The sequence below is a fragment of the Martelella sp. K41-7 genome, assembly GCF_055808365.1.
The window spans coordinates 3213968-3238989 of the sequence record NZ_CM147867.1; the positions used below are offsets into that span (position 1 = coordinate 3213968).

The 25022-nt window shown below is 59.0% G+C and carries 25 protein-coding genes, 1 tRNA gene and 2 pseudogenes; 14 read left to right on the forward strand and 14 right to left on the reverse strand.

The genetic code is table 11. The features are described 5' to 3' along the window. Nucleotides 1–25: 25 nt before the first annotated feature. Nucleotides 26–946 carry an ornithine carbamoyltransferase gene (argF, locus tag AC0L7L_RS15260; protein WP_473509897.1) on the reverse strand — a complete coding sequence of 307 codons (921 nt, stop codon included), beginning with the start codon at nucleotides 944–946 and terminating at the stop codon, nucleotides 26–28. Nucleotides 947–967: 21 nt separating this feature from the next. Then, nucleotides 968–2164 (reverse strand): aspartate aminotransferase family protein, encoded by a 1197-nt coding sequence (locus AC0L7L_RS15265; protein WP_272212876.1) that lies wholly within the window; start codon nucleotides 2162–2164, stop codon nucleotides 968–970. Here AC0L7L_RS15265 and AC0L7L_RS15270 point away from each other — a divergent pair. Next, on the forward strand, nucleotides 2163–2381 hold the full coding sequence (locus AC0L7L_RS15270) for a hypothetical protein (protein WP_272212877.1): 219 nt from the start codon (nucleotides 2163–2165) through the stop codon (nucleotides 2379–2381). The two genes, AC0L7L_RS15265 and AC0L7L_RS15270, sit on opposite strands and share 2 nt — an antisense overlap. Before the next feature lie 161 nt (nucleotides 2382–2542). Continuing rightward, on the forward strand, nucleotides 2543–3109 hold the full coding sequence (locus AC0L7L_RS15275) for a GcrA family cell cycle regulator (RefSeq protein WP_473509899.1): 567 nt from the start codon (nucleotides 2543–2545) through the stop codon (nucleotides 3107–3109). A gap of 88 nt (nucleotides 3110–3197) precedes the next feature. On the opposite strand, the gene AC0L7L_RS15280 is transcribed toward AC0L7L_RS15275, so the two are convergent. From AC0L7L_RS15280 to odc2, 3 genes are all read right to left on the reverse strand, one after another. Further along, nucleotides 3198–4751 (reverse strand): ISL3 family transposase, encoded by a 1554-nt coding sequence (locus AC0L7L_RS15280; protein WP_272212878.1) that lies wholly within the window; start codon nucleotides 4749–4751, stop codon nucleotides 3198–3200. Between the two features lie 100 nt (nucleotides 4752–4851). After that, nucleotides 4852–5451 carry a GNAT family N-acetyltransferase gene (locus tag AC0L7L_RS15285; protein WP_272212879.1) on the reverse strand — a complete coding sequence of 200 codons (600 nt, stop codon included), beginning with the start codon at nucleotides 5449–5451 and terminating at the stop codon, nucleotides 4852–4854. A gap of 123 nt (nucleotides 5452–5574) precedes the next feature. Then, a complete protein-coding gene (gene odc2 / locus AC0L7L_RS15290) occupies nucleotides 5575–6708 on the reverse strand; it encodes an ornithine/lysine decarboxylase (protein ID WP_473509902.1) in 1134 nt (377 codons plus the stop codon). A gap of 530 nt (nucleotides 6709–7238) precedes the next feature. On the opposite strand from odc2, the gene AC0L7L_RS15295 reads away from it, so the two are divergent. From AC0L7L_RS15295 to AC0L7L_RS15305, 3 genes are all read left to right on the forward strand, one after another. Further along, a complete protein-coding gene (locus tag AC0L7L_RS15295) occupies nucleotides 7239–8150 on the forward strand; it encodes a LysR family transcriptional regulator (RefSeq protein WP_473509904.1) in 912 nt (303 codons plus the stop codon). 75 nt (nucleotides 8151–8225) lie between these two features. Further along, nucleotides 8226–8867, forward strand: coding sequence for a DUF1007 family protein (locus AC0L7L_RS15300; RefSeq protein WP_473509906.1), 642 nt, complete (start codon nucleotides 8226–8228; stop codon nucleotides 8865–8867). Next, the gene (locus AC0L7L_RS15305; RefSeq protein WP_272212883.1) at nucleotides 8858–9892 is read left to right on the forward strand and encodes a nickel/cobalt transporter; all 1035 of its coding nucleotides are present in this window, start codon (nucleotides 8858–8860) and stop codon (nucleotides 9890–9892) included. The genes AC0L7L_RS15300 and AC0L7L_RS15305 overlap by 10 nt, the downstream gene beginning before the upstream one ends. A 5-nt stretch (nucleotides 9893–9897) precedes the next feature. Here the strand turns inward: AC0L7L_RS15305 and ubiV are convergent, their stop codons facing one another. The 3 genes from ubiV to ubiT are packed head-to-tail and all read right to left on the reverse strand — an operon-like array spanning nucleotide 9898 to nucleotide 12299. Then, the gene (ubiV, locus tag AC0L7L_RS15310; protein WP_272212884.1) at nucleotides 9898–10809 is read right to left on the reverse strand and encodes a ubiquinone anaerobic biosynthesis protein UbiV; all 912 of its coding nucleotides are present in this window, start codon (nucleotides 10807–10809) and stop codon (nucleotides 9898–9900) included. 12 nt (nucleotides 10810–10821) lie between these two features. After that, nucleotides 10822–11799, reverse strand: coding sequence for a ubiquinone anaerobic biosynthesis protein UbiU (gene ubiU, locus AC0L7L_RS15315; RefSeq protein ID WP_473509908.1), 978 nt, complete (start codon nucleotides 11797–11799; stop codon nucleotides 10822–10824). Next, nucleotides 11790–12299, reverse strand: coding sequence for a ubiquinone anaerobic biosynthesis accessory factor UbiT (gene ubiT, locus AC0L7L_RS15320; RefSeq protein WP_473513951.1), 510 nt, complete (start codon nucleotides 12297–12299; stop codon nucleotides 11790–11792). Before ubiT ends, ubiU begins: the two co-directional genes overlap by 10 nt. Before the next feature lie 106 nt (nucleotides 12300–12405). Here ubiT and AC0L7L_RS15325 point away from each other — a divergent pair, with 106 nt between their 5' ends. Then, entirely contained in the window at nucleotides 12406–13908 is a 1503-nt protein-coding gene (locus AC0L7L_RS15325) for a UbiD family decarboxylase (RefSeq protein WP_473509910.1), read from the forward strand. 18 nt (nucleotides 13909–13926) lie between these two features. On the opposite strand, the gene AC0L7L_RS15330 is transcribed toward AC0L7L_RS15325, so the two are convergent. From AC0L7L_RS15330 to AC0L7L_RS15350, 5 genes are all read right to left on the reverse strand, one after another. After that, a complete protein-coding gene (locus AC0L7L_RS15330; RefSeq protein ID WP_272212887.1) occupies nucleotides 13927–14679 on the reverse strand; it encodes an ABC transporter ATP-binding protein in 753 nt (250 codons plus the stop codon). Between the two features lie 20 nt (nucleotides 14680–14699). After that, complete coding sequence (gene cysW, locus AC0L7L_RS15335; RefSeq protein ID WP_473513953.1) at nucleotides 14700–15533, reverse strand: sulfate ABC transporter permease subunit CysW; 834 nt, start codon at nucleotides 15531–15533, stop codon at nucleotides 14700–14702. 18 nt (nucleotides 15534–15551) lie between these two features. Beyond that, nucleotides 15552–16415 (reverse strand): sulfate ABC transporter permease subunit CysT, encoded by an 864-nt coding sequence (gene cysT / locus AC0L7L_RS15340; RefSeq protein WP_473509912.1) that lies wholly within the window; start codon nucleotides 16413–16415, stop codon nucleotides 15552–15554. Nucleotides 16416–16516: 101 nt separating this feature from the next. Continuing rightward, on the reverse strand, nucleotides 16517–17524 hold the full coding sequence (cysP, locus tag AC0L7L_RS15345) for a thiosulfate ABC transporter substrate-binding protein CysP (protein WP_473509914.1): 1008 nt from the start codon (nucleotides 17522–17524) through the stop codon (nucleotides 16517–16519). 333 nt (nucleotides 17525–17857) lie between these two features. Then, nucleotides 17858–17932 (reverse strand) — tRNA-Thr (locus AC0L7L_RS15350). 530 nt (nucleotides 17933–18462) lie between these two features. On the opposite strand from AC0L7L_RS15350, the gene murA reads away from it, so the two are divergent. The 8 genes and pseudogenes from murA (at nucleotide 18463) to AC0L7L_RS15390 (ending at nucleotide 23979) form a co-directional block, all read left to right on the forward strand. Next, nucleotides 18463–19755, forward strand: a complete 1293-nt coding sequence (gene murA / locus AC0L7L_RS15355) for a UDP-N-acetylglucosamine 1-carboxyvinyltransferase (protein WP_272212889.1) — start codon at nucleotides 18463–18465, stop codon at nucleotides 19753–19755. A 161-nt stretch (nucleotides 19756–19916) separates the two neighbouring features. Next, nucleotides 19917–20356: pseudogene (locus AC0L7L_RS15360) on the forward strand (DUF2948 family protein). A gap of 53 nt (nucleotides 20357–20409) precedes the next feature. Next, nucleotides 20410–21714: a histidinol dehydrogenase gene (hisD, locus tag AC0L7L_RS15365; RefSeq protein ID WP_272212891.1), complete on the forward strand. Its 1305-nt coding sequence runs from the start codon at nucleotides 20410–20412 to the stop codon at nucleotides 21712–21714. A 2-nt stretch (nucleotides 21715–21716) separates the two neighbouring features. Beyond that, nucleotides 21717–22189 (forward strand): annotated as a pseudogene (locus AC0L7L_RS15370) (UPF0262 family protein). A 261-nt stretch (nucleotides 22190–22450) separates the two neighbouring features. After that, nucleotides 22451–22669 carry a translation initiation factor IF-1 gene (infA, locus tag AC0L7L_RS15375; protein ID WP_024708546.1) on the forward strand — a complete coding sequence of 73 codons (219 nt, stop codon included), beginning with the start codon at nucleotides 22451–22453 and terminating at the stop codon, nucleotides 22667–22669. 43 nt (nucleotides 22670–22712) lie between these two features. Next, on the forward strand, nucleotides 22713–23336 hold the full coding sequence (locus AC0L7L_RS15380) for a Maf family nucleotide pyrophosphatase (protein WP_473509917.1): 624 nt from the start codon (nucleotides 22713–22715) through the stop codon (nucleotides 23334–23336). Further along, complete coding sequence (gene yacG / locus AC0L7L_RS15385; protein ID WP_272212892.1) at nucleotides 23329–23529, forward strand: DNA gyrase inhibitor YacG; 201 nt, start codon at nucleotides 23329–23331, stop codon at nucleotides 23527–23529. Before AC0L7L_RS15380 ends, yacG begins: the two co-directional genes overlap by 8 nt. Nucleotides 23530–23700: 171 nt before the next feature. Next, nucleotides 23701–23979, forward strand: a complete 279-nt coding sequence (locus AC0L7L_RS15390) for a hypothetical protein (protein ID WP_473509919.1) — start codon at nucleotides 23701–23703, stop codon at nucleotides 23977–23979. A gap of 148 nt (nucleotides 23980–24127) precedes the next feature. On the opposite strand, the gene AC0L7L_RS15395 is transcribed toward AC0L7L_RS15390, so the two are convergent. Next, a complete protein-coding gene (locus tag AC0L7L_RS15395) occupies nucleotides 24128–24919 on the reverse strand; it encodes a tetratricopeptide repeat protein (RefSeq protein ID WP_272212893.1) in 792 nt (263 codons plus the stop codon). Between the last annotated feature and the right edge of the window lie 103 nt (nucleotides 24920–25022).

Here is a 25022-nt window from a genome sequence, read left to right on the forward strand (position 1 = left end):
CCGTTTCAAGGGGGAGACCGGTGGCTCAGTCGATTGCGCCGAGACACCAGGCCATTACGGATTTCTGGGCGTGAAGCCGGTTCTCGGCTTCATCGAACACGACCGATTGCGGCCCGTCCATCACCTCGTCAGTCACTTCGTCGCCGCGATGAGCCGGCAAGCAGTGCATGAAGATCGCATCATCTGCGGCGCGCGCCATCAGGTCGGCATTGACCTGGAACGGCTGGAACACATTGTGTCCGCGCGCCTTGTGCTCCTGGTTCATCGAAACCCAGGTATCGGTCACCACGCAGTCAACGCCGGCAACGGCTTCCTTGGCATCGTCAAAGAAGCTCACCTCGGCGCCCTCGCTGCGCGCCCATTCAACAAAGCGGCTGTCCGGTTCCGATCCCGGAGGCACGGCAATATTGATGTTGTATTTGAACCGCCCTGCACCTTCCAGGAAGGAATGCAGCACGTTGTTGCCATCGCCGGTCCAGGCGATGGTCTTGCCGGTCACCGGCCCCAGATGCTCCTCGAAGGTCTGCAGATCGGCCATGATCTGGCAGGGATGGGTGGCATCGGTCAGACCGTTGATCACCGGCACGCTCGCGTATTCGGCCAGTTCCAGAAGCCGCGAATGATCGGTGGTGCGGATCATGATCGCGTCGACATAACGCGATAGCACCCGGGCCGTATCGCCGATCGTCTCGGCACGGCCAAGCTGCATGTCCTTGCCGGACAGCACCAGCGTGTCACCGCCAAGCTGACGCATGCCGATATCAAACGACACACGGGTGCGCGTCGACGGCTTTTCGAAAATCATCGCCAACACCTTGCCGGCAAGCGGCTTGTCGGCGGTACCCGCTTTTTGCGCGACCTTGCGTGTGGCCGCATCATCAAGGATGTCCCGCAGCGCGGATGCCGAAACGGCGGAGAGGTCGAGAAAATGTCTCGGAGAGGACATGGAACTACTCTTTCTAATGCTTCATGCGGACCGGGCGGGCGAAACCGACAGTTTCGCCGCAGCGCGCGAAAGCCGCGCAAGACCGTCCCGGACCTCTTCGTCACTGACCGTCAGCGGCGGCAGCAGGCGCACGACGTTGTCGCCAGCGGGAACCGAAAGCAGCTTTTCATCGCGCATAGCCTCGACCAGAGCACCGGCCGGCACCTTTGCCTTGACGCCAACCATCAGGCCTTCGCCACGGATTTCCTCGATCACATCGGGATAGCGGTCCTGGATCTCGGCAAGTCCCTGGCGGAACAACAGCCCCATTTCCCTGACATGGGCCAGAAAGCCATCCTCCAGCACCACATCAAGAACGGCATTGCCGACAGCCATGGCCAACGGATTGCCACCAAATGTCGTGCCATGCACGCCCGGCACCATGGCGGAGGCCGCCTCGTTGGTGGCCAAGCAGGCGCCGACGGGAAAACCACTGCCGATCCCCTTGGCGATCGCCATGATATCAGGCGCAACTCCGGTCTGTTCATAGGCAAACAGCGTTCCGGTCCGCCCGACACCGGTCTGCACCTCGTCGAAGATCAACAACAGGCCTTGTTCATCGCAAAGCGCACGCAGCGCCTGAAGGAACGCCTTGTCGACCGTGCGCACACCGCCTTCGCCCTGGATCGGTTCGATCATCAGCGCGGCCGTTGTCTCACCCACCGTCTCCTTCAAGAGATCTAGGTCACCGGCGGGAATCTGAACAAAGCCCGGCGCTTTCGGGCCGAAGCCCTCCATATACTTCGCCTGTCCGCCGGCGGCAATCGTCGCCAGTGTCCGGCCATGGAAAGCTCCCTCAAAGGTGACGATATCGATCTTCTCAGGGTTTCCCCTGGAATAATGATAACGCCGCGCGGTCTTGATCGCCGCTTCCAGCGCTTCCGCACCGGAATTGCTGAAGAATACCTTGTCGGCGAAAGTGGCTTGGGTCAGCCGCTCCGCCAACCGTTCCTGTCCCGGAACCTGATAGAGGTTGGAGACGTGCCACAGCTTTTCGGCCTGGTCCTGCAGCGCCGCAACCAGATGTGGATGGGCATGCCCAAGCGAATTGACAGCAATACCGGCGGCAAAATCAAGATATCGCTCGCCCTTGTCGCTCACAAGCCAGACGCCTTCACCGCGCTCGAAGCGAAGCGGTATTCTGGCGAACGTGTTGAACAGCGGCGATATTCCGGACATGGCGGTTAAACTCCCGGCAAGGACAAGATGCCAGCCTTTTGGGTCTGTGGCGGTTGCAGAAATTAAAAATGCCGCCTCAGGCGGCGGCTGGGCATATATTGTCATCTCCAACCCCAATGTCAACAAATGCAGTGCGGCCCAGCACTTTGCAGGCGCATCACATTATAAATCCGAAAAACACCAAGTTGGGGAAAACCACGAAAAAGGATTCAGGTGATTCGCTGTCACCTTGCCACGATAGTGCCATCGGCCTAACTTAGGACCAACAGAATACTGCAGGCGGCGGATCTGATCACCCGGATTGGCGACACTTTCCTGTTTCGGAGACATTCCGGAGCATGGTGACTGATTCCGCCCGCAAACAGCCGGAGATAACGCATGAGCTGGACAGACGAGCGTGTTGAAAAACTCAAACAACTCTGGTCCGAGGGGTTGAGCGCGAGCCAGATCGCCAATCAGCTCGGCGGCGTGAGCCGCAACGCCGTGATTGGCAAGGTTCACCGTCTGGCGCTGCCCGGCCGCGCCAAGAGCGGCGGCACACCATCGTCAAGCGCAACCCGCGCAACGGCACGCAACACCGCCCCGCCGCGCGCTCCCAATTTTGCTGCGCGCGCCGGTGGCCGCAAGCCTTCGGATGCCCCTGCATCCACGCCTTCCAGCAGCGCGCCCCGCACCGCAGGCGCGACCGCGCTGAAGCAGGAATTCGTTGCTGAGACAGAAGCAGCTCCCGAGCAGAAAACCGCGCCGAACAACAATGTCGTGCCGATCATGCGCAAGATCGCGCTGACGGACCTGACCGAGCAGACCTGCAAATGGCCGGTCGGCGACCCGACCCAGGACGACTTCTACTTCTGCGGCTGCGAGTCCCCCGAAAACACGCCCTATTGCGCTTATCATGCAAAGCTCGCTTATCAGCCCGTGAGCGAACGCCGCCGGGCAAGCTGATCGGCACACGCAGAACAGGCACCAATCAAAAGACCCTCACGGCAATGCCGTGAGGGTCTTTTTAGGCTCTGACGCGATCTCGATGGCATCAGGACGCTCCGACGACACGCGCCTCGAGTAGATCGAGTTTTCCCCGTCCGTACATCTGCCGTTTGACGAGTTTGAGTTTGGTAATCTGCCCTTCGGTTTGACCATTCGACCACTTTGAGCTGATCGCATTTTGGACCGCGGCCCTATCGCGGATGACGCCGTTGGCGAAGGAGGCAACCAGGCTTTTAGTCGCACGGTCGATCCAGGCTTCCAGATCATCTTTGGACTTGTGGCGCAGCATTTCATGGAAGCCCTCAACGACTTCCCTGGCTTCGACAAGGTCTGGCAGACTTTCTTCAATGGCTGCAACCGTTATCGTTTGGGCCTTGGTCAGGTTGTTCCGTTCAAGCGTCATCAGGCGGACGACCGTACGGGCGGCCGGCGCATAGCCGAGACCGCTTTCGGCCTTTTCAGCACGCCGACGCCGCGTTGCCCATTCGGTGACGACCCGCAGGCTGCCGTCGAAGCCAGCCAATCGAAGTTGCCGCCATAGCTCAGCTCCGTTTCGCAGTCCGGCATCCCATTGCGTTTCAAGCCAAGGCAGATACGGCTCGAGCGAGCTTTGTCGGACCCGGAAGATGTCGGTACGCTGACCCCGGACGACACTGCGGACCAGTTTTCGGCTGTATCCGGTTCTTCGCACGATTTCCTTGATGGACACGCCGTTGGCAACGAACCCGCGTATAACGGCATTGGCTTCCTCACGCCGCAGATAACCTTCGTATTGCAGGCGCTCCGCGGCAGTGAGTAGCTTCGGGTGAACGGTTGCTGTGCCAATTACCATGCGGACCTGTCGCATAGATTTGCGTACAGCGTCGAGAAAGGCGTGGCTGGCGTTCTCCATAAGGTGCCAACGGTCTGCGATCTGGTCGGCCTGCGGCAGGGCCTGTGCGGCAGCCTGTGCATATCCGCCTCCGCGGTCTCGTGCGATCATTTCAATCTGGGGCTGCTGGGCCAGCCAGGCTTTGGCTGTCGCCGGCTCCCGATCTGGCAATAATGCGATTGTTTTTCGCCGCTCAAGATCGCAAATGATCGTGCCATACCGATGATTGCGACGCCATGCCCAATCATCTATCCCGATGACGCTCGGTGGTATTGGCGGTGGGCGATCATACCGCCGAACGGTGCGCAACAGCGTATCATTGCTCACCGGAAATCCGAGGCGATCCGCAAGTCGGGCTGCTGGTCGACCGCCCAATGCAAGCGCGAGATGGCGAACCAAGGTGTCCAGACGCGCTGTCCTGCGGGCCATCGGTCGGACCACGTCATCGCCGAACCGCTCGGCGAAAATCTTTTGACTGCAATTGCCGACCCCGCAAATGAACCGTCGGACGGTCAGATGCAATTCGATCCGTCGTCCGCAACACGGTAGATCGCCAATCACCCGCGTGTAGCGGCTATGAACACGATAAGACGCCGTGCCACATTGAGGACATGAGCTACAGCTCGAAGCAGCACGTGCGGAGATCGCGATTGCCGTGGCATCCTCGCGAGTTGTTTCCACCACAAATTCGGCTGGGATCAGACCGGAAAGACGAAATTGGGAGCGCATGGCATTGGTTCTCCAACGAAAACCGTGTCAGCAGAGTCCCAAATATCATCAAAATTGAGTCAGAGCCTTTTTTATCTGCTGATGAATTTGTCGCCCGGATTCAGGCCGCACGACGCAGTGGTTTGACCCGTGCCGATGGTGCCCTGGCACCCGTTGCAACGAGAACACCGACTGCACCGGCAAGCCAGCTATCCTTGAGCTCCAGACCAAGAAAGCGGCGGCGCTCGAACGGGCCGGGCATGACAAGGCATTCCGCCTTGCCGGCCGAGAAGCCGAAGCGCTGATAATATTCCGGATCACCGACCAGCAGGATCGCACCGTGGCCGCGCGCCGCAGCAGCCGCAATCGCCGCACGCATCAGGGCCGAGCCGACGCCCTTGCCGTTTGCGCCGGGGTCGACCGCGAGCGGGCCAAGCAGCAGAGCCGGAACAGCGCGACCGGACGCATTCACACCGGCATCAACATGCCAAAGCCGAACCGTGCCGATCACCACACCATCGCGGTCGCAAGCAACAAGCGCCAGACCTTCGGCCGGCAAACGATTGCGGCGAAGCTTCTCCGACGACTTCCGCTTCCGCATCGCGCCCATGGCACGATCAAGAAGGTTTTCACGCGCGACGACATCGAAAGCGACTTCCTCCGAGATCGTGAAAGCCGGGGTGCCTGCGACAATAGTATCGTCCTGAAAGAAAGGGGCCATCAGACCAATTCCCCAAAAACAGCCTCAAAGACCGGCAGCGTTTATCGCACCGGCGTGCTACCGAGACTGCGACCGCAGGGAGGGCCGCAGTCTCACTTCACACCCGTCATCCGAAGAAGGCTCTCAGATGACGTAGGACTTGAGCGGTTCGAAGCCGTTGAAGGCGACGGAGGCATAGGTCGTCGTGTAGGCGCCAGTGCCTTCGATCAGAACCTCGTCGCCGATCGTCAGCGTGATCGGCAGTGGGTACATGTTCTGCTCATACATCACGTCGGCGCTGTCGCAGGTCGGACCAGCCAGAACACAAGCTTCCATCTCGTCTTCATCACGCTCGGTGCGGATCGGATAACGAATGGCTTCATCCATGGTTTCGGCGAGACCGCCGAACTTGCCGATGTCGAGGAAAACCCAGCGATGCTTGTCATTGTCGGACTTCTTCGAGATCAGCACGACTTCCGACTTGATCACGCCGGCATTGCCGACCATGCCGCGGCCCGGCTCGATGATCGTGCGCGGTAGCCGGTTGCCGAAGTGGCGCGACAGAGCGGCAAAGATCGCCTGGCCGTAGGCTTCCGCCGTCGGCACGTCGCGCAGATACTTGGTCGGAAAACCGCCACCCATGTTGACCATCTGCAGGTGGATGCCCTGCTTGGCAAGCTGCGCGAAAACCCGCTTTGCATCGGAAAGCGCTGCATCCCAGGCTTCGACCTTGGTCATCTGCGAACCAACATGGAAGGATACGCCGTAGCTTTCCAGACCAAGCTGATGCGCATAGACCAGCACGTCGACGGCCATGGCCGGAACGCAACCGAACTTACGCGACAGCGGCCATTCGGCGCCTTCGCCATCGGTGAGAACGCGGCAGAACACGCGCGCACCGGGAGCGGCACGGGCAATTTTTTCAACTTCCTCATGGCAATCGACAGCAAAAAGGTTGACGCCGAGCGCATAAGCGCGGGCAACATCGCGCTCCTTCTTGATGGTGTTTCCATAAGAAATGCGGTCGGCACCGGCACCGGCTTCCAGCGCCATTTCGATTTCGGCGACGGACGCGCAATCGAAGTTGGAGCCGAGGCTGGCGAGAAGCTCGAGGATTTGCGGCGCCGGGTTGGCCTTGACGGCGTAGAAGATGTCACTGTTCGGCAGCGCGCGGCGGAAGGCGGTGTAGTTGTCACGCACGACTTCGCGGTCAACAACGAGGCAAGGCCCATCGGGACGGCGGGTCTTGAAGAATTCAGCGATACGTTCGGTGGTCATGATAACCCTCTTCTTTCGAAGCAATGACCCGAAAAATCGGGTCGACAAAGGGCGCATCGATCCGCTCACGAACCCGGCCGGTGGAGACCCCGGGGACCGCTAGCGGTGAACGCTCAATATTGAACCCGCCCGCAATGGACAAGTCCGGCTTTGTCTGCCTTGGATTGGAGGGGTATCCCGACCGCACTTCCGGCAATGATGGTATGTGCCTCTTTAGGACCCCGGCTGTTGGAAAGCCGGGAGACACCAGAAAGGCCCGCACCGTCGTTGCTTCAAGATGTCCTCGCTTAACCGGTTGGCCGGGGAAGCGACTGGAGGGGTTAATTCCAGGTACCTTACCGAGTTCCTCACCATTCGAGGGTTCGGCGGACACCCACAGGCACGCGCGACTTTGGGCAACCGGAGAGATATTAAAAACGCACTTGAAAATCAAGTGGGTGGACCCCAAAATCCTGCTGCAAGCAATCGCATTCGTGCTATCTGCTTGACAAAGCTCAAACAAAAATTCCGGCAAGCCAACAGGAGCGGCCATGGACACCTTGACGCGGATGCGTGCCTTCATTGATGTGGTCGAAGCCGAGGGCTTTTCCGCCGCTGCCAGAAAGACCGGACGCTCGAAGGCACTACTCTCCAAATATGTCCGCGAGCTCGAGGACAATCTTGGCGCCCTGCTCCTGAACCGGACCACGCGGCAGTTTTCCCTGACGGAAGCCGGGCATATCTATTTTCGCCGCGCCGTCGAGATCATCCAGGAAGTCGACAACCTTTCCGATGCCGTGCGTGCCAACAATACCGACCTGCGCGGAAGGCTCCGCGTTTCGGTCCCGCGCACCTTTGTCGACGCGCCGGCCGGCCAGGCGCTGATCGACTTTGCCAAGGCCCATGGCGAATTGACGCTGGAAATTGTCGCCGAGGATCGCTTCGTCGATCTCGTTGAAGAGGGTTATGATGTGGCGGTGCGCATCACGCGACTTGAGGATTCAACGATGATCGCGCGAAAGCTTGCGAGCTCTATCAACCGGGTTTGCGCCTCGCCCGCGTTTCTGGCCAGTCTCGAAACACCGCTCGACAAGCCGGCGGATCTGGCCAATCACCCGGTCATCATCGACACCAATCCCAAATCCTTCAATACGATGCGGTTTCAGAACCCTGAAGACGGCACTGCGTTCAGTGTGCCGATACACGGACCGATCGAGGTTAATTCGCCGATGGTGACCATGCGCGGCGCGCTTTCCGGCCTCGGCATCGCCCTGCTGCCGGATTTCGTCGCACGCCGTGCTATTGATAGCGGCGAACTCGTATCGCTTTTCGACGAATATCTGCCGCAGCATTCAGGCATTTATGCCGTATTTCCGCACAGACGCTACTTACCCGCGAAGGTCCGCTCGTTCGTGGACTACCTTTCAAAATGGTTCCGGGAAAACGACTGCGAAAAACACTGATCCGGCACGTTTCTGACTCAATTCTGGTCCAGATATTCACAAATCGGGCCAACGCCGATTTCAGGGGATGATAATTTGAGACTTAAAGCAGCGCTTTACGGCCTCGTTTTTGCCACAGGGGCTTCCAGCCCCGTGCTTGCCCACCCCCATGTTTTTGTTGACGCACGGCTCGAAGTGGTCGCCGGTGACGATGGCAATGTGACCGCTCTCCAGAATGTCTGGCGCTTCGACGAATTCTTCTCTTCCTCTGTCATCCTCGACTACGACACCAATCTCGACAATCAACTGACAGGCGACGAGTTGACGGAAATCGGCGAAACCGTGCGCCAGTCGCTGGCCGAGTACAATTACTATACGCAGATCACAGCCAATGGTGAGGACGTGAAGCTCGCCATGCCCGACGTCATCCATGCCGACATGGTCGACGGACAATTGCTCCTGTTCTTCGCCGCGAAACCCGAAAACCCGCTGCCGCTTTCGGGACACCTGACCTTCGGCGTTTATGACCCGACGATGTACACCGCCATCGATTTCCGCAATGACAGCGATCTGGTGATCGAGGGCAAGGCCTTCGATAAATGCAAGGAAAACGTGCTGCGGCCGGATGCGGACGAAATCCTCTCCGAGAATTCGGACAGTCTCACCGCCGCCTTCTTCAATGACCCGACCGACATGAGCAAGCTGTTTGCCACCAAGCTGGACATCACATGCGAATAACACGCCCTCTCCTTGCCGTTTTCCTGATCGTCCTTGCCTTTGTCGCCGGCGCAAAATTCGCCGCGGCGCAGTCTCCGCTCGGTATCGGCGCGTCGGAACCTTCGTTTTCCTCGTCGTTCGGGCCGTTTCAGGGCATGCTGATCACCATCAATCATTATCAGCAGCAATTCTACCGGGCGCTGACCGGAGCGCTGAAAGCGATGCAGGACGACCCTTTCAAGGTTCTGGGTCTGGTGGGGCTTTCTTTCGCCTATGGCGTGTTCCATGCCGCAGGCCCCGGCCATGGCAAGGCGGTGATCTCCTCCTACATGATCGCCAATGAAACCGAGCTGAAGCGTGGGATCATGATTTCGCTGCTGGCGTCGCTTGCCCAGGGGCTCATGGCCGTACTTCTGGTCGGCACTGCCTATCTGCTGTTGCGCGGCACCGCCGTTTCCATGGGCGACGCCACGCTGTTCATGGAGCGGGCAAGCTTTCTGCTGATCGCGGGTTTCGGCGCCTGGCTGGTTTTTACCAAATCGCGCCCGCTGATGACAGGCCATCAGGGCCACGCGCCGGCAACGGCCGGCGCGCATATTGACCATGATCATCACGAAACCGATCACCACACGCACGCGCATCATGAACATGACCATGTTCATGGCCCTGATTGTGGCTGTGGTCACGCCCACATGCCCGAACCTTCAACACTGGGCGGCAGGACTTTCAACTGGAAAAGCGCCGGTGCGGCAATCCTTGCCATCGGCATGCGCCCCTGCTCGGGAGCACTGATCGTGCTGACCTTCGCCCTGTTGAACGGACTGATCCTCGGCGGCATCGCCTCGGTCTTCGCCATGGCCATCGGCACCGCGATTACCGTTTCGGCACTCGCCATCATCGCCGTGTCAGCCAAGGGCCTTGCCATCCGGCTTGCCGGCCACGGTTCGCACCGCGCCACCGTCATCGGCCGCACCATCGAGATCGGCGGTGCGTTTCTGGTCATGCTGATGGGCCTGACGCTGTTTGCCGCTTCGATGACCGGCTGACCGGTTCAGCTATCAGCGGCGTGCTCCACAAACGCCGCGCCTTCCTTGCCATAGAGAAAACCGTTGGACAGCGGGACATCCGGATAGATTGCGGTCAGCCGCGCCTTGCCCGTCTCCACATCCAAGCTGCCATCCAGCACGGCGCGATAAACCTCCGCAACCGCGACCATGTCACAGTTTTGCGGAGACAGGCGGAAGCGGGAGACGCCGGCGGACCGCAATGCGTCCAGTTCCCCAAGAAGCGCCTGACAAGTGTGCGACATGGTCTGGACGCCGTTGAGACTGAGGAACGGCTGGCGGTCGAGCGTGCGCACATCAAGCCCGTCCGGATCCTCCGCGCAGACGAACTGGCAATTATCCTTGATCTTGTTCTTCGAGCGCGCATGGGCGCAGCGGGCAGAGATGGCAAGCGGAACACGCCCGAAGGCGAAGATCTCGAGCTCGACACCCGGATCACCTACTGCAATCGCCGTGATGGAACTCATCGGCAATTCCGGCGGCAGACAGAGGGTGGTTGCGCCGCGGGTCTTCAGAAGCCTTGCGGTGGCAGCGTTGTAGACATTGACGAGCGGCCCGACCGTGTGGGGACGACTGTCGAGATACATGAAGGCAGACAGGTCGTTCACCTCGACCAGCCGATCACCATTGGCTGCGAGCGCGCGCAACTTCTTCGTCTCGCGCATCAGGGTCACGAGCGCATAGGTGGAGACCACGACCTCCTTGCCGGCAGCTTCCAGCCGTTCGGTCACCGCATCCATGTAGGGGTCGACGAGATGCTGGCGCTTGGAACAAACGGTTTCGCCGACAATGACACGCGAAACCGGCGCCTCATCGGCAATCCGGAAATAAAAGTCGCGCCATTTCGGTCCGTCCCAGAGATAATAGACCGGTCCGAGCGTGAGTTCTGTGCTGGTCATTTCATCTCCCCCTTATCGCCATTTCTTTTCATAGGCTCCCGACGTTGTCTTCTGCCCTTCCGAAAGGCCGCGAAGCCGCGACAGCAACACGGCACGGCGTTCGGGGTCGGCATCGAGTGCAGCCTTCAGCGTCGATACGACTTCGGCGACATAGGCCTTGCCGCGCTGGCGCCCTTCGATCTTGAGCGCCGACACACCGGCGGCCCTCAGGGCATCGATCTCACTCATGACATCGAGCGAAACCGGATCTTCGAACGCATAGCCGCAGGCCTCGCCGATATCGAACCGGCCCTTGCAGAGCGTCGGGTAGCCAGCCGGCTCATCATTGCCAAAGCGGTTGATCGTATAGCCGCCGAGCTCAGACACCATCTCATTATCCTCGCGGCGATAGCGCACATGGCTGGCCGGCGAGCAGACACCGTTCATGTTCGGCGACTTGCCGGTGGCGTAGGAAGACAGCGCACACCGCCCTTCCGCCATCACACAAAGGCCACCGAACACGAAGACCTCGATCTCGCAGGTCACGGCTTTGGAAATCCTGGCGATATCGTCAATCGTCAGCGTGCGCGGCAGGACAACGCGTTTGGCGCCGAAGGCATCAACCAGAAAGCTGATCGCATCTGCATTCGAGGCAGAGGCCTGCACAGAGACATGCAAACGCTGTTCGGGAAGGTTCTCGGTGACATAGGCCATCAGTCCCATATCGGCCAGGATCAGCGCATCCGCCCCAAGCCGGGAGGCCTCGCGAGCCCCCTCATACCAGATCTCCTCGGCACCGGCGCGCATGAAGGTGTTGAGCGCGACCAGAACCTTTGAGCCGTGACAATGGGCATAGGCAATCGCCTCGCCCAGTTCCTCACGCGAAAAATTCAGTCCAGGGAAGTTGCGGGCGTTGGTCTCGTCGCGAAAACCACAATAGACCGCGTCGGCGCCGGCATCGACGGCGGCGCGGAAGGCAGAGGGGGTTCCGGCGGGGCAGATCAGCTCCATGAACGCGGCTCCTCGAACAGCACCTTGCCACGAATGCGCGCTGCCGTACGGGCAACGACCGGTGCAAACGGGCCTGCAAGTGTCGAAAGATCAGTCGGCAGATCGATTTCGCAATCATCAAGCGCGTTTCTCAGCGCCAGCATGGCTTCCATATCGCCCGAGATTGCAAGGTCTCGCGAGAAGAACAGTGCATCACCGTCCAACCGGCCTTCCATCAGAGCCAGCAGCATGAAGAACGGCCCCTCGACGGCCGCATCGGCGCCGTCTTCGGCATCGCCACGCAGCACGGTCACTTCCTCTTCCGCCGGGGCAACGACAAAAACGAAGGGAAGGTCGATCGGCCGAAACCCAAAGCGTTTGGACTTGTGTTCGCCCAGACGCTCGAAAATACCGGGATGCCGGCGCATCAGCCGCTGCAGCAGCATATTGGCGGTGCGCTCGGCAATCGGTACCGGCACAAGATCGAAGGGGATGGCGAGTGCGGGCGGGAGCCTCATCAGTTCTGCCTTTTGTTAAGCCTTGTTGGCTGCAAACTATCGACAGTGGGACCGCTCCGATTTGAGCTAGCGCAAAGACCTTCGCTTTTGCGAACGTCAATGAAAGCAGATGAAAAAACAAACGCCGCCGCACCGCTATGACGGGTTACAGGATTTCCTAAAGACGCTTGAAAACCATGGGCAGCTGAAGCGTATTTCAAAGCCTGTTTTACTCAAACACGAGATCACCGAAATCCATCGCCGTGTGCTTGCAACGGGCGGCCCGGCGCTGCTGTTTGAAAAACCGGTTCATGACGATGGGCGAATCAGCGACATTCCGCTTCTGGCCAATCTGTTCGGAACAAGGGAACGGATTGAATGGGGATTTGGACAAACTGAAGGTGGGATCGGAAATCTGGCAGCGCTTCTGGGCGAACTTAAATCTCCGCATCCGCCAGCAAGCCTCAAGGAAGCGATGGGCAGTCTTCCCCTGCTACGATCAGCACTTTCGCTTGGTGTAAAAGATGAGAACCGACCGCCCTGTCAGGACGTCGTCTGGCGCGGAGACGAGGTTGATCTCGGTCGGTTGCCGATCCAATGGTGCTGGCCGGGTGAACCGGCGCCGCTGGTGTCATGGCCGCTGGTCATCACCCGCGATTGTGAGAAATCCGGCCCGGCAGGCCCGGCCAATGTCGGCATTTATCGCATGCAGGTTTTGGGCAAGAACAGGCTGATCATGCGCTGGTTATCGCAGCGCGGCGGTGCCAAACATTTTCGCTCCTGGCAAAAGTCAGGCAAGGACATGCCGGTCGCAATCGCGATTGGCACAGACCCTGCCACGATCCTGTCTGCTGTGATGCCATTGCCTGAAGACATGAGCGAGCTTGATTTTGCAGGCGTTTTAAGAGGCCGCAAAACCCGGATAGCCCCTGCCCTCACGCAGCCACTTTCCATCCCTGCCAATGCAGAAATCGTGCTGGAAGGCACCGTCTCAATCTCCGAGGAAGCCAATGAAGGGCCATATGGCGACCACACCGGCTATTTTAACGCAATCGAGCGTTTTCCCGTGGTCACGATTACGGCAATTACCATGCGCCGCAAGCCTATTTACCTGTCAACCTATACCGGCCGCCCGCCGGACGAGCCGTCCGTTTTGGGAGAGGCCATGAACGAGCTGTTCATCCCGCTCGTCAAACAACAATTTGCAGAAATCACCGATATTTACCTGCCGCCCGAGGCTTGCTCCTACCGCGCTATCGTGATTGCCATCGACAAGCGCTATGCCGGTCAGGCGCGCCGGGTGATGATGGGCTTATGGTCGATGCTATCGCAGTTCAACATGACCAAGCTGATCATTGTGGTCGATCCGGATATCAATGTACGCGACTGGAAAGATGTGATGTGGGCGCTCGCCACCCGCTTTGATGCCTCCCGCGATACGCTGCTGTTGGAAAGCACGCCCGTCGACTATCTCGACTTTGCCTCGCCCAAGCCCGGCCTTGGCGGCAAGTTGGGTCTGGATGCAACAAACAAGATCGGCCCTGAGACCGACCGTGAATGGGGCGAGGTCCTTAAAATGCCTGATGACGTGACCGAAAGCGTTGACCGTATGTGGCATGAGCTGGGGCTCTAAGTGCAGGCCATTCGCCGCTTAAATACCGGCGCCCTGATTTTCATAATTCGCCATGCCTTCCAGAAACTCAGCAACGAAGGGGCTAGCTGGCGTGCGTAACAGCTCTTCGGCCGTGCCGAATTGCTCGATACGGCCTTCCGACATCACCGCAATCCGGTCTGCGATTTCGAAAGCCTCTTCCTGATCGTGCGTTACCAGAATGGCGGAAATACCGACCTTCCTCTGCAAATCCCTGAGCGCCGAGCGCAGCCCCTTGCGGATCTTGGTATCGAGCGCGGAAAAAGGCTCATCCAGCAACAGCAGGCGCGGCTCGATGGCCAGCGCGCGTGCCAGCGCAACACGCTGGCGCTGACCGCCGGAAAGCTGCGAGGGATACCGCTCGGCAAGATGCCCGATCTCGGCCATATCGAGGAGCGTTTTCACCCTCTCGCCAATTCCACTGCGCGATGGCCTGCTGCCACGCGGACGCATCTTAAGACCGAAAGCGGTATTGTCTGCAACACTCATATGCTCAAACAGTGCGTAGCTTTGAAACACCATTCCGAAGCGGCGAAGCCGCGCCTCAAGCCCGGTAATATCCTCGCCCTCCATCACCAGCCTGCCGCCTTCTGCAAACTGCAGCCCGGCAATAATCCGTAAAAGCGTTGTCTTGCCGGAGCCTGAAGGCCCCAAAAGCGCGACAAACTCACCGGGTTGAACATCCAGATCGACAGCATCCAGCACCAGGTTGCTGCCATAGGATTTCGAAACATTTTCGATCTCAAGACCCATGATCGGTCTCCCGGTTGATCTCAGTGGACATTGGGATGGCGCGATTCAATCACCGCGCGCAGGATCAGCGTGATCACGGCAATCACGGCGAGGATGGTGGCTGCGGCAAAGGCGCCAGCAACATTGTAGTCGTCATAGAGAAGCTGAACCTGCAGCGGCAGCGTCATCGTCTCGCCGCGAATATTGCCGGAAACCACGCTGACGGCGCCGAATTCGCCGATCACGCGGGCATTGGCAAGGATCGCACCGTAAAGCAGCGCCCAGCGGATATTGGGCAGCGTCACGTAGAAGAACGTCTGCCAACCATTGGCCCCGAGTGTCAGCGCTGCTTCTTCCTGATCGCGCCCGCTAATCTCCATCAGCGGAATAAGCTCACGGGCAACGAAGGGGCAGGTCACAAACAGCGAGACCAGCACGATGCCTGTCAGATTGAACATCAGCTGAATGTTCCACTGGTCGAGAAACCCGCCGACAAGCCCGGTCGAACCATAGACCAGAAGATAGCAGAGACCGGCAACGATCGGCGATATCGAAAAAGGCAATTCGATAATGGTAACAAGCGCCCGGCGTCCGGGGAAACGGAACCGCGTCACCGCCCATGCGGCGGAGATACCAAACACCATATTGATCGGCAACGCGATCAGCGCGGTGATCACCGTCAGCAGGATGGCATGACGGGTTTCCGGCTCAGTGATACTGGAAAGATAGACCCCGACACCTTCGGAAAAGGCGCGTACGAAAATCGCAAGGCTCGGCAGTCCCATGACCAGCGACGCAAAGGCCACGGCGACGATGACAAGCGCCAATCGCTTGGCACGGCGGCGGCGCATCAAGGCGCGCACCTGAGGATGCATGGTTGCAATTGCCATCCCTTAGCCTCCCCTTGAAAGGTGCCGACCGGCGCGGCCCGTGGCTATATTGGCGAGAACCAGCACAACAAGCGCCAGCAGAAGCAGTGTTCCCGCAATCGCGCTGGCGGCCGGGAAATCATACTCATCCAGCCGTATCATGATCAAAAGCGAGGCAATTTCGGTCTTGTAGGGCATATTACCGGCAATAAAGATAACCGCACCGAACTCCCCGAGCGACCGGGCAAAAGCCAGCGACGCGCCCATGATGAAACTCGGCCAGAGCTGCGGAAAAATAATGTGACGAAACACTTGGATGTCGCGCGCGCCAAGCGTCTGCGCGGCCTCTTCGATATCGAGTTTGAGACTTTCCATGACCGGTTGCACCGTCCGCACCCCAAAAGGCACCGAGGTAAACGTCATGGCAATTGCGATGCCCCACCAGGTATAGGCGACCTTGATGTTCATCTCGGCCAGCAGCATTCCCATCCAGCCATTGCGGTCGTAAAGAGCGACAAGCGCGATACCGGCAACAGCGGTAGGCAGGGCAAATGGCAGATCGATCAGCGCGTCCAGCAAGCGCTTGCCGGGGAATTTATAACGCACGATCACCCAGGCGAGCAGCAGGCCGAAACAGGCATTGAACACCGTCGCCATCAGGGCCGCAGAAATCGTCACCCGAAACGCAGCCAGCGTACGGTCCGACGAGATAATGCGCCAGTAATCTGCAAATCCAAGCTGGCCGAGCTGAAAGAACAGGGCGCTCAACGGCAGCAGAATGATCAGGCAGACGAACAGCAGCGTGACGCCGAGCGTCAGCCCGAAACCGGGAATAACCCGTCGGGCGGACGATCGCTGACGGCTGGCGTGTGAAATCGAGGTCGACATGATGGCCCTGATTGATGTGACGGCACGATGCACCACATCGATTGTAAAAAGGCAAGAGACCCGCGCCAAGGCGCAGGCCCCGGATTGTCAGCGGTTCAGGCTCAGTTGCCGGCCTGGATCTGGTCGAGCACGCCACCATCGCTGAAGTGAGTTTCGTTGGCCTCGCCCCAACCGCCGAATATCTCCTCAACCGTCACCAGCTTCACCTCTGGAAACTTGTCGGCGTATTGAGCCTTCACTTCCGGGTTGTGGACACGGTTGTTGAACGATGCGACGATTTCCTGGCCCTGCTCGGTGTAAAGGAACTCGAGATAGGCCTTGGAGACGTCCTGCGTCCCGCGCTGCTCGGCAACCTTTTGAACAACAGCAACCGGAAATTCGGCCAGAAGCGAGATCGACGGCACGACGCGCAGATATTCGTCCTCGCCATACTGGGCGCGAATATTTTCGACCTCAGCCTCGAAAGTGATCAGCACATCGCCGATACCGCGTTCGACAAAGGTGGTGGTCGCGCCACGGCCACCCGTGTCGAAAACGGCAACATTGCCAATCACATCGCCGACGAATTCACGGGCCTTGGCATCATCGCCACCGAACTTTTCAAGCCCGTAGGCATAGGCAGCCAGATAGGTGTAACGGGCATTACCCGAGGTCTTCGGGTTGGGGAACACCAACTGGACATCGTCGCGGGCGAGATCGTCCCAGTCCTTGATATCCTTCGGATTGCCCTCACGCACCAGAAAGGCCGGCAGCGAGTAATAGGGCGAAGCATTGTTCGGCAGCGCCTGCTGCCAGTCCTCGGCGACAAAGCCCTTGTCGGCCAGGATCTGAACGTCAAGCACCTGATTGAAGGTCACGAGGTCAGCCTTCAGCCCCTGAAGGATGGCGCGAGCCTGCTTGGAGGAGCCAGCATGCGACTGCTTGATGGTCACATCCTGTCCGGTCTCGTTCTTCCAGTATTCGGCAAAGGCCGGGTTGATGGTCGCGTAGAGTTCCCGCGCAATGTCATAGGACACGTTCAGAATTTCCACCTGATCGTCCGCTTTGGCGGGCGCACCGGCGGTCAGGAGGAGAGCGGCGCCGAGTGCGGCGAAGAGTGTTTTTCTCATTGGGAAACCATTCTTTCGTGTTTCGAACTGTGGCCGAAATTAGGAAAGTTGAGGCCCCAATCCAAGAAAACGGTTCGCCGTAACCGGCCATCGCTAGAAAATTAAGTTCAATCTCTCGCCATTTCGCGCTTGTTGTTTCTGCGGGGCACAAAAAGGGCGACCATGGGGCGTTTCCGGTATTTGAAAGCACGAACCTCGAAGGGGCTGCCCGCCTTCGATAACGACCGAAAGGAAACAGATCACACAACAAACGATCTGGTGCGGTCGACGAACGACACAAACACTATCTTGATTCGAAATGTCGGCTGGCTTCGGCGAAGCGAAATAAAAAACTGGTGCTGCCGGAGAGATTCGAACTCTCGGCCTCTCCCTTACCAAGGGAGTGCTCTACCCCTGAGCTACGGCAGCCCGTTTCCGTCTGGCGGAATCGTCCGGCACCGTTCGGTGCAGGCAAGCGGGCTATTGCCATAGCTCCGCTGCGAGTGCAAGACGATAATCACAATTCTTTTCCCATAACCGCCATTTCGGCGGCAAGTCTGTTTCAGGAGGGTATGGCGGAATGCGTGACGCCGGGCCACAGAAAAAAAGCCAGATACGGAAGCACTTCGCAAGGAACGCGCGGCACAGCAACTGCGTGAAAACCTGATGCGCCGCAAACAGCAGTCACGCGCACGCCGTAAGGGCGAGGCAGATGAAACCGACGGGCTTCCGGCCTCGAAGACCACCGGCAAGGACTGAGAAAGCCGGGCGGGCAGCCCGGATCCGGAAGTCACACGCCGAAATTTAGAAAAGCCGAACACGCGCTTGCCACTTTTCACTGCTTTGACCGGCCTCGTTCAACAACTTATCAACCATTGCGATTGATCATGGCGGGCGTTTCGTCTAAGGCGACGCGCCTAAGCTTCAAGGAGAGGCCGGGATTTCCCGGAAAGTGTGGAATGGATCAAATCAGAGTCGTCGGCGGCAACCCTTTGAAGGGTGTCATTCCCATTTCCGGTGCGAAAAATGCGGCACTGCCGCTGATCATATCCTCACTTTTGACCAGCGATACACTGACGCTCGAAAACGTACCGCATCTGGCCGATGTCGAGCTTCTGATGCGCATTCTCGGCAATCATGGAGTCGATATCTCCGTCAACGGCCGGCGCGAGCGCCAGAGCGACGGCTATGCGCGCACCATCCATTTCAACTGCCCGACGATTACCGAAACCACCGCCTCTTACGACCTGGTGCGCAAGATGCGCGCATCGTTCTGGGTCATCGGTCCGCTTCTGGCGCGTGAAGGCATTGCCCGGGTTTCGCTACCGGGCGGCTGCGCCATCGGCACCCGGCCGGTCGACCTCTTCATCGACGGGCTGAAGGCGCTGGGCGCCGAAATCGAGATCGAGCAGGGCTATGTCGAGGCCAGAGCGCCGAAGGGTGGGCTTGTCGGTCGCCATTATGTGTTCCCGAAGGTGTCTGTCGGGGCGACCCACACACTGATGATGGCGGCAACGCTTGCAAACGGAACCACGGTTCTGGAAAATTCTGCACGCGAGCCGGAGGTGGTCGACCTCGCCAATTGCCTGAAAGCCATGGGCGCGAAGATCGAAGGTGCCGGCACCCCCACCATAAGCATTAATGGCGTCACCTCGCTTTCCGGCGCGCGCCACACCGTGCTGCCAGACCGGATCGAAACCGGGACCTATGCCATGGCCGTTGCCATGGCTGGCGGTGAGGTCACGCTGGAAAACACAGATGCTTCCCTCCTGAGCGCTGCAATCGAGGCGATCCGGGCAGCAGGCGCCGAAATCACGCCCACGGAAACCGGCATCCATATCATCGGCCATGGCGACGATATCCGCCCGGTCGACATTACAACAGAACCCTATCCGGGCTTTCCGACGGACCTGCAGGCGCAGTTCATGGCCCTGATGACCCGCGCCAAGGGCACCTCGCGCATTGTCGAGACGATTTTCGAAAACCGGTTCATGCATGTTCAGGAACTTGCCCGTCTCGGCGCCGACATTTCGCTTTCGGGCCAGACCGCAACAATCAAGGGTGCATCCGAGTTGCATGGAGCCCCGGTGATGGCAACAGATCTGCGCGCCTCGGTCTCCCTTGTTATCGCCGGACTGGCGGCCAAGGGCGAAACCACTGTGTCGCGCGTCTACCACCTTGATCGCGGCTTCGAGCGGCTGGAAGAAAAGCTCACCCGCTGTGGCGCCATTGTCGAGCGCGTCAGCGACTGACACCGCTACAGGCACCATTTTCCTGTCGACACCGACAAACCGGATGCCACAGCGGTTGCGAAACGGCTGCCATGGGCTTATCTCGGTTGGAACCAACAGAGCGAACGGTTTCCGTATCGCCCTGAAACGCTCCAAAACGAGAACCCGCCGGGAAAAGTGCGATGTCGACCGACCAACTTAAGCTCATGGCGCTGGATGAAGAAGACCTCGCCATCATCTCGGCGCATGTTCAGGATGCCGTTTTTCTGTCCAGAGATGTGACCTTTTCCAGGGTCGCGGGTCAGTTCCAGCTTCTGTGCAACCGTTTCGTCTGGGAGAAAAAGCGCGGTTTCTTCAAAAGCCAGAGCGGCGACGGTCGGCGCTGGTTTTCAAGCGGGTCAATGCGGTGCGCAGCATCGGGCTTGACCGCAAAGCGGATGACGAGGTTTCCAACCTGCTTTCGATGCAATTCGAAAAAAACGGTGACGGCCCGGAAGGCTCACTGATCATCACGCTGTCAGGTGGTGGCGAGATCGTTGCGGATGTGGAATGTATCGAAGTTCTGCTGGCCGATCTTTCGGCAAGCTGGGAAGCGCGCGGCAAACCGCGCCATCCGCGCTGAGGCAAACCGCAAGACAAGGACAGACTTTTCCCAATTGATTGAGTGAGGCAAACATGGCCATCTGGCTCGACGCAGCCGAAGATCGCTTCGAAACCGCTTTCAGGTCGCTGCTTTCGATGAAGCGCGAAGTCTCCAAGGATGTCGGCGATACCGTCGATGAAATCCTTGCCGACGTACGCGCAAACGGCAATGCAGCACTGGCCGCATATTCCGCACGGTTTGACGGCGTCGACTTGTCTGATCCCGCCACACCGATGAGGGTCGGAGCAGAGGAACTGGAAACGGCAATCGCGGCAGTCGACCCCAAGGTCATTGATGCACTCATTCTGGCCGAGGAGCGGATCCGCAAGCACCATGCCCGCCAGCTCCCGCCCGATGATTTCTATGAGGATGAGATTGGCGTCGGTCTCGGACACCGCTGGACGGCGGTGGAAGCGGTCGGGCTTTACGTGCCGGGCGGCACGGCAAGCTATCCAAGCTCGGTGCTGATGAACGCCGTGCCGGCAAAGGTCGCCGGCGTCGAGCGCATCGTCATGGTCGTGCCTGCCATGAAGGGCAAGATCAACCCGGCAGTGCTGGCAGCCGCCAAGATCGCAGGTGTCAGCGAAATCTACCGGATCGGCGGTGCACAGGCCGTGGCCGCTCTTGCCTATGGCACGGAAACCATTGCCCCGGTCTCCAAGATCGTCGGGCCCGGCAATGCCTATGTCGCAGCCGCCAAGCGCGCCGTATTCGGCACGGTCGGCATCGATATGATCGCGGGCCCCTCAGAAGTGTTGGTGATTGCCGACGGCCAGAACAATCCCGACTGGATTGCTGCCGACCTTCTGGCGCAGGCCGAGCACGACACGGCAGCCCAGTCGATCCTGATCACCACCGACCCCGCCCTTGGCAAGGCCGTGGAGCAAGCCGTCGAACGGCAGCTCAAGACCCTGCCGCGCGGCGAGATCGCAGGCGCAAGCTGGCGCGACTATGGGGCGATCATCACCGTCTCGGACCTCGACACCGCACTGACGCTCGCCAACAGGATCGCACCGGAGCACCTAGAGCTTGCCGTTGATGATCCCGATGCCCTTATCCCGAAGGTCCGCAATGCCGGTGCGATCTTTGCCGGACATTATACCCCGGAGGCGATCGGCGACTATGTCGGCGGCTCGAACCATGTTCTGCCGACCGCACGCTCTGCTCGCTTCTCCTCAGGCCTGGGTGTTCTGGACTTCATGAAGCGTACATCCATCCTTCGCCTGGGCCCCGACCAGCTGAATATGCTTGCACCGCCGGCCATTGAGCTTGCAGAATGCGAGGGACTGGGCGCGCATGCACGATCGGTCGCAATCCGCCTCAACCGCAAGGAATAGACATGACGACGGGCGAATACAGGCTGAGCGATGTTGTTCTCGACGAGAGCATCGGCCGCGCCTCGCCCGATGTCGAGCACGAACGCGCCGTCGCCATATTTGACCTACTGGAAGAGAACTTTTTAAACCCGTGGGCCATGACGGCGGACCGTACAAACTGACGCTCTCGATCATGGAAAAGCGTCTGATCTTCGATATATCGCTGGAAAATGGTGACAAGGTTGCGACCCACATCCTTTCGCTGACCCCTTTCAGACGGATCGTGAAGGACTATTTCATGATCTGCGAGAGCTATTACGAGGCAATCAAGACGGCGACGCCGAGCCGGATCGAGGCCATCGACATGGGCCGGCGCGGCGTCCATAACGAAGGTTCGCAAACACTGCAGGACAGGCTGAACGGCAAGATCGAGCTTGATTTCGACACCGCACGCCGCCTTTTCACACTGTTCTGCGTGCTCTATTGGCGCGGTTGAACCGGCATCCACCGCTGTTTCGAACGTCACGTGAACAAAAAACGACGACAGCAGCAAACAAGGTTCACAAACGTTGAACTATTGTGTAGGTTCCGCCGCAATTCCGCAGCGCCGCGCGTTTTAAAACGCAGCCGATACGCTGCAGACAAATGAAGCAACTGCATCCCGTCTATTTTGCCGGCAACGGCCTGGGGGGATAGCAGCGTTCGGCCAGTTCCAGGCTCTGGGACCCGGACGCATGGAAGAAAAGAAACGACATAGATGGCTAAAGAAGAAGTACTGGAATTTCCGGGCGTCGTCGTCGAGCTTCTGCCGAACGCGACGTTCCGGGTGAAGCTTGAAAACGACCACGAGATCATCGCTCACACCGCAGGCCGTATGCGCAAGAACCGCATTCGTGTTCTGGCTGGTGACAAGGTACTTGTGGAAATGACCCCTTACGACCTGACCAAGGGCCGGATCACCTACCGCTTCAAGTAAGAAGCGCGCGATCCCTCATGACCGATCGGGAACGGGCTTGACCGTGGCAAAGACAAAACTTGTCCTGGCATCGGCATCGCCGCGCCGTGTGGACCTGCTGGCCCAGATCGGGGTGACGCCCGACCGGGTCTATCCAGCCGACATTGATGAAACCCCGGCGGCGAAAGAAACCCCGCGGCAGCTGGCCGGGCGTCTTGCCCGCGGCAAAGCCTGCGTGGTTGCCGAGGCGCTCGCCACTGACGAGGGCTGGCGTGGGTCTCTCGTGCTTTCCGCAGACACTGTGGTTGCCGTAGGACGGCGCATCCTGCCCAAGGCTGAGAGCGAGGATGAAGCGTCATCCTGCCTTGCTCTGCTTTCGGGCCGCAATCACCGGGTCTTCACCGGCCTTTGTGTCAGGGCGGCCGGAGAGACGACGGACAGTTTGCGTGTGGTCGAAACCCGCGTGACCTTCAAAAACCTTTCCAAAAAAGAGATTACCGCCTATCTCGCGTCCGGTGAGTGGCGTGGCAAGGCTGGCGCATATGCCATACAGGGGCTTGCAGCCGCGTTTATCGAGCGGCTTGTCGGTTCCTATTCCGCCGTTGTTGGCCTGCCGCTTTTTGAGACGCAGACATTGCTTTCCGGCCATGGCTGCGACATTTCAGAGCAATGGAGCGAACATGGGTAACGCAAACGACGCCCGCGTCGAACCTTTGAGAAAACCCCGAAAATGCTCAGAATGCGGTCGACCCTCTACCCGGGAGAACTACCCGTTCTGCAGCAACCGCTGCCGGGAACTGGACCTTTCCCGTTGGCTGACGGGGTCCTACGCCATCCCCGTTACAGAAGACGAATCGAAGCCGGACGGCGAAGAAAACTGACACGCCTTTCAGGTTGAGGAAATTGAGGCCGGAAGAAATCGATCCACCGAAATCCGGGGCGGATCTTGCCGGTTTACAAATTATGCTAGTTTTGTGAAGACAATCCCATATACTCACTTTCGGGAGAATTTTCTGCCCATGGGCAGGAACGGAAAACGAGGGAGTGAGGCAATGGGACGGCAAACCTCAAATTGCCCGAGTTTCGCTGCTACGGCATCGGCTGAAAATGTCGGCGACAAGCGGCGATTTACTGAAAACGGGTATCTGTCAGGAATGGCCAATTGGCGACCGGCTGACGCAAAGCTGATCTATCTGTCAAGACATCCGCGCGATAAAAGCACCAACTGGGCGATCTGGCTTACACTCGCCGGAAGCACGGTGTTTTCTGCTGCATGCCTGGCGGGGCTTTTTGGACTTGCAAGTCGCTTTGTCGCCATGATGATGGCCTGACACGGTCGACCGGCAGAACGCCTCGGTCGACCGCCTTCACCCACGCCTGGAGCAGTTCCAGAAAAAACGGGCACCGGTTTTCCGTCAGGAATTCTGTAAAAACAAAGAGATAGAGCTATTTCGTGATTCAGGGAAAAGCGGAATTGCTCTATCTGTCGGCGCCAACCACAAACTGTTCCCACGCGCCACCGGGTGCCGTCGCGGCCTGAAGCGCTGCCAGGTTGATTTGTGCCTGTTCGGCGGAAACGCCGGCACTCGCCACCCTTTGAGCTTCCTGTTCCTTGCCCTGCAGCGCAAGCACAAGCGCAAGGTTGATCCGCACCTCGGAGCTGGCGTCACGCTGGGCAATTGCTTCGCGCAGATAATTTTCCGCCGTATTCAAATCATGGGTCAGGACATAGGAAACCGCCATATTGGACAAGACTTCCGGGTTTTTCGGTGAAAGCGCCAAAGCCTGACGGTAGCGCATGCGTGCTTCCATCGGCTTACCCATCTGATCGAGAATCAGACCTTCCTGGGAAAAGGTCCGCCAGTCGCGTGGGGCGATCTGCTCGGCGTTGCGGATCGTGCGCAGCGCGTCGGGATAATAGCCCAGCGCAGTCTGCGTTCCGGCATAATACAGCAGAGCGTCACCGGAATCGGGATTGCGTGCAGCAACCTCCCGCATCACCAGATTGGCCTCGGAATACCGGCCTTCCGCCTTCAAATACTCGGACCAGGCGATCCCCGATTTGACGTTGCCGGGCCGCGACAGAAATGCCGTTTCGAGCCTGTAGTTTGCCATCTGCCGCTGCGAAGGCGACAGGTTGGCGATCTCCTCGGCGGACATATACTGGCTCGAGGTCATCGGCTTGCGCACGCTGGCGCAGCCCGAAACCGTGATAGCGGCAAGCACAAGCGCCATCGCCGCTTTTGTTGAAAGCCCGGTATGATTGTTCATTTTCCGGCAATCTCCGTCTGTTCTGGGCGCCCCGATCAGCGTAAGGAATCAGTTCCGAGGCTTTCCGACACTTTACAGAAAGTTTTTTCCCGCGAAAGTGGGC

Excerpts from the sequence above, each read along its gene's own strand:
- ubiU (WP_473509908.1), bottom strand. The coding sequence starts at position 11,799 with ATGGAGCTGATCTGCCCCGCCGGAACCCCCTCTGCCTTCCGCGCCGCC.
- hisD (WP_272212891.1), top strand. The coding sequence starts at position 20,410 with ATGGCCATCTGGCTCGACGCAGCCGAAGATCGCTTCGAAACCGCTTTC.
- AC0L7L_RS15330 (WP_272212887.1), bottom strand. The coding sequence starts at position 14,679 with ATGGGTCTTGAGATCGAAAATGTTTCGAAATCCTATGGCAGCAACCTG.
- murA (WP_272212889.1), top strand. The coding sequence starts at position 18,463 with ATGGATCAAATCAGAGTCGTCGGCGGCAACCCTTTGAAGGGTGTCATT.
- yacG (WP_272212892.1), top strand. The coding sequence starts at position 23,329 with ATGGGTAACGCAAACGACGCCCGCGTCGAACCTTTGAGAAAACCCCGA.
- AC0L7L_RS15270 (WP_272212877.1), top strand. The coding sequence starts at position 2,163 with ATGGCGGTTAAACTCCCGGCAAGGACAAGATGCCAGCCTTTTGGGTCT.
- AC0L7L_RS15305 (WP_272212883.1), top strand. The coding sequence starts at position 8,858 with ATGCGAATAACACGCCCTCTCCTTGCCGTTTTCCTGATCGTCCTTGCC.
- AC0L7L_RS15265 (WP_272212876.1), bottom strand. The coding sequence starts at position 2,164 with ATGTCCGGAATATCGCCGCTGTTCAACACGTTCGCCAGAATACCGCTT.
- AC0L7L_RS15285 (WP_272212879.1), bottom strand. The coding sequence starts at position 5,451 with ATGGCCCCTTTCTTTCAGGACGATACTATTGTCGCAGGCACCCCGGCT.
- odc2 (WP_473509902.1), bottom strand. The coding sequence starts at position 6,708 with ATGACCACCGAACGTATCGCTGAATTCTTCAAGACCCGCCGTCCCGAT.
- argF (WP_473509897.1), bottom strand. The coding sequence starts at position 946 with ATGTCCTCTCCGAGACATTTTCTCGACCTCTCCGCCGTTTCGGCATCC.
- AC0L7L_RS15295 (WP_473509904.1), top strand. The coding sequence starts at position 7,239 with ATGGACACCTTGACGCGGATGCGTGCCTTCATTGATGTGGTCGAAGCC.
- AC0L7L_RS15275 (WP_473509899.1), top strand. The coding sequence starts at position 2,543 with ATGAGCTGGACAGACGAGCGTGTTGAAAAACTCAAACAACTCTGGTCC.
- cysW (WP_473513953.1), bottom strand. The coding sequence starts at position 15,533 with ATGCATCCTCAGGTGCGCGCCTTGATGCGCCGCCGCCGTGCCAAGCGA.
- AC0L7L_RS15395 (WP_272212893.1), bottom strand. The coding sequence starts at position 24,919 with ATGAACAATCATACCGGGCTTTCAACAAAAGCGGCGATGGCGCTTGTG.
- cysT (WP_473509912.1), bottom strand. The coding sequence starts at position 16,415 with ATGTCGACCTCGATTTCACACGCCAGCCGTCAGCGATCGTCCGCCCGA.
- AC0L7L_RS15325 (WP_473509910.1), top strand. The coding sequence starts at position 12,406 with ATGAAAAAACAAACGCCGCCGCACCGCTATGACGGGTTACAGGATTTC.
- ubiV (WP_272212884.1), bottom strand. The coding sequence starts at position 10,809 with ATGACCAGCACAGAACTCACGCTCGGACCGGTCTATTATCTCTGGGAC.
- AC0L7L_RS15390 (WP_473509919.1), top strand. The coding sequence starts at position 23,701 with ATGGGACGGCAAACCTCAAATTGCCCGAGTTTCGCTGCTACGGCATCG.
- AC0L7L_RS15280 (WP_272212878.1), bottom strand. The coding sequence starts at position 4,751 with ATGCGCTCCCAATTTCGTCTTTCCGGTCTGATCCCAGCCGAATTTGTG.
- infA (WP_024708546.1), top strand. The coding sequence starts at position 22,451 with ATGGCTAAAGAAGAAGTACTGGAATTTCCGGGCGTCGTCGTCGAGCTT.
- cysP (WP_473509914.1), bottom strand. The coding sequence starts at position 17,524 with ATGAGAAAAACACTCTTCGCCGCACTCGGCGCCGCTCTCCTCCTGACC.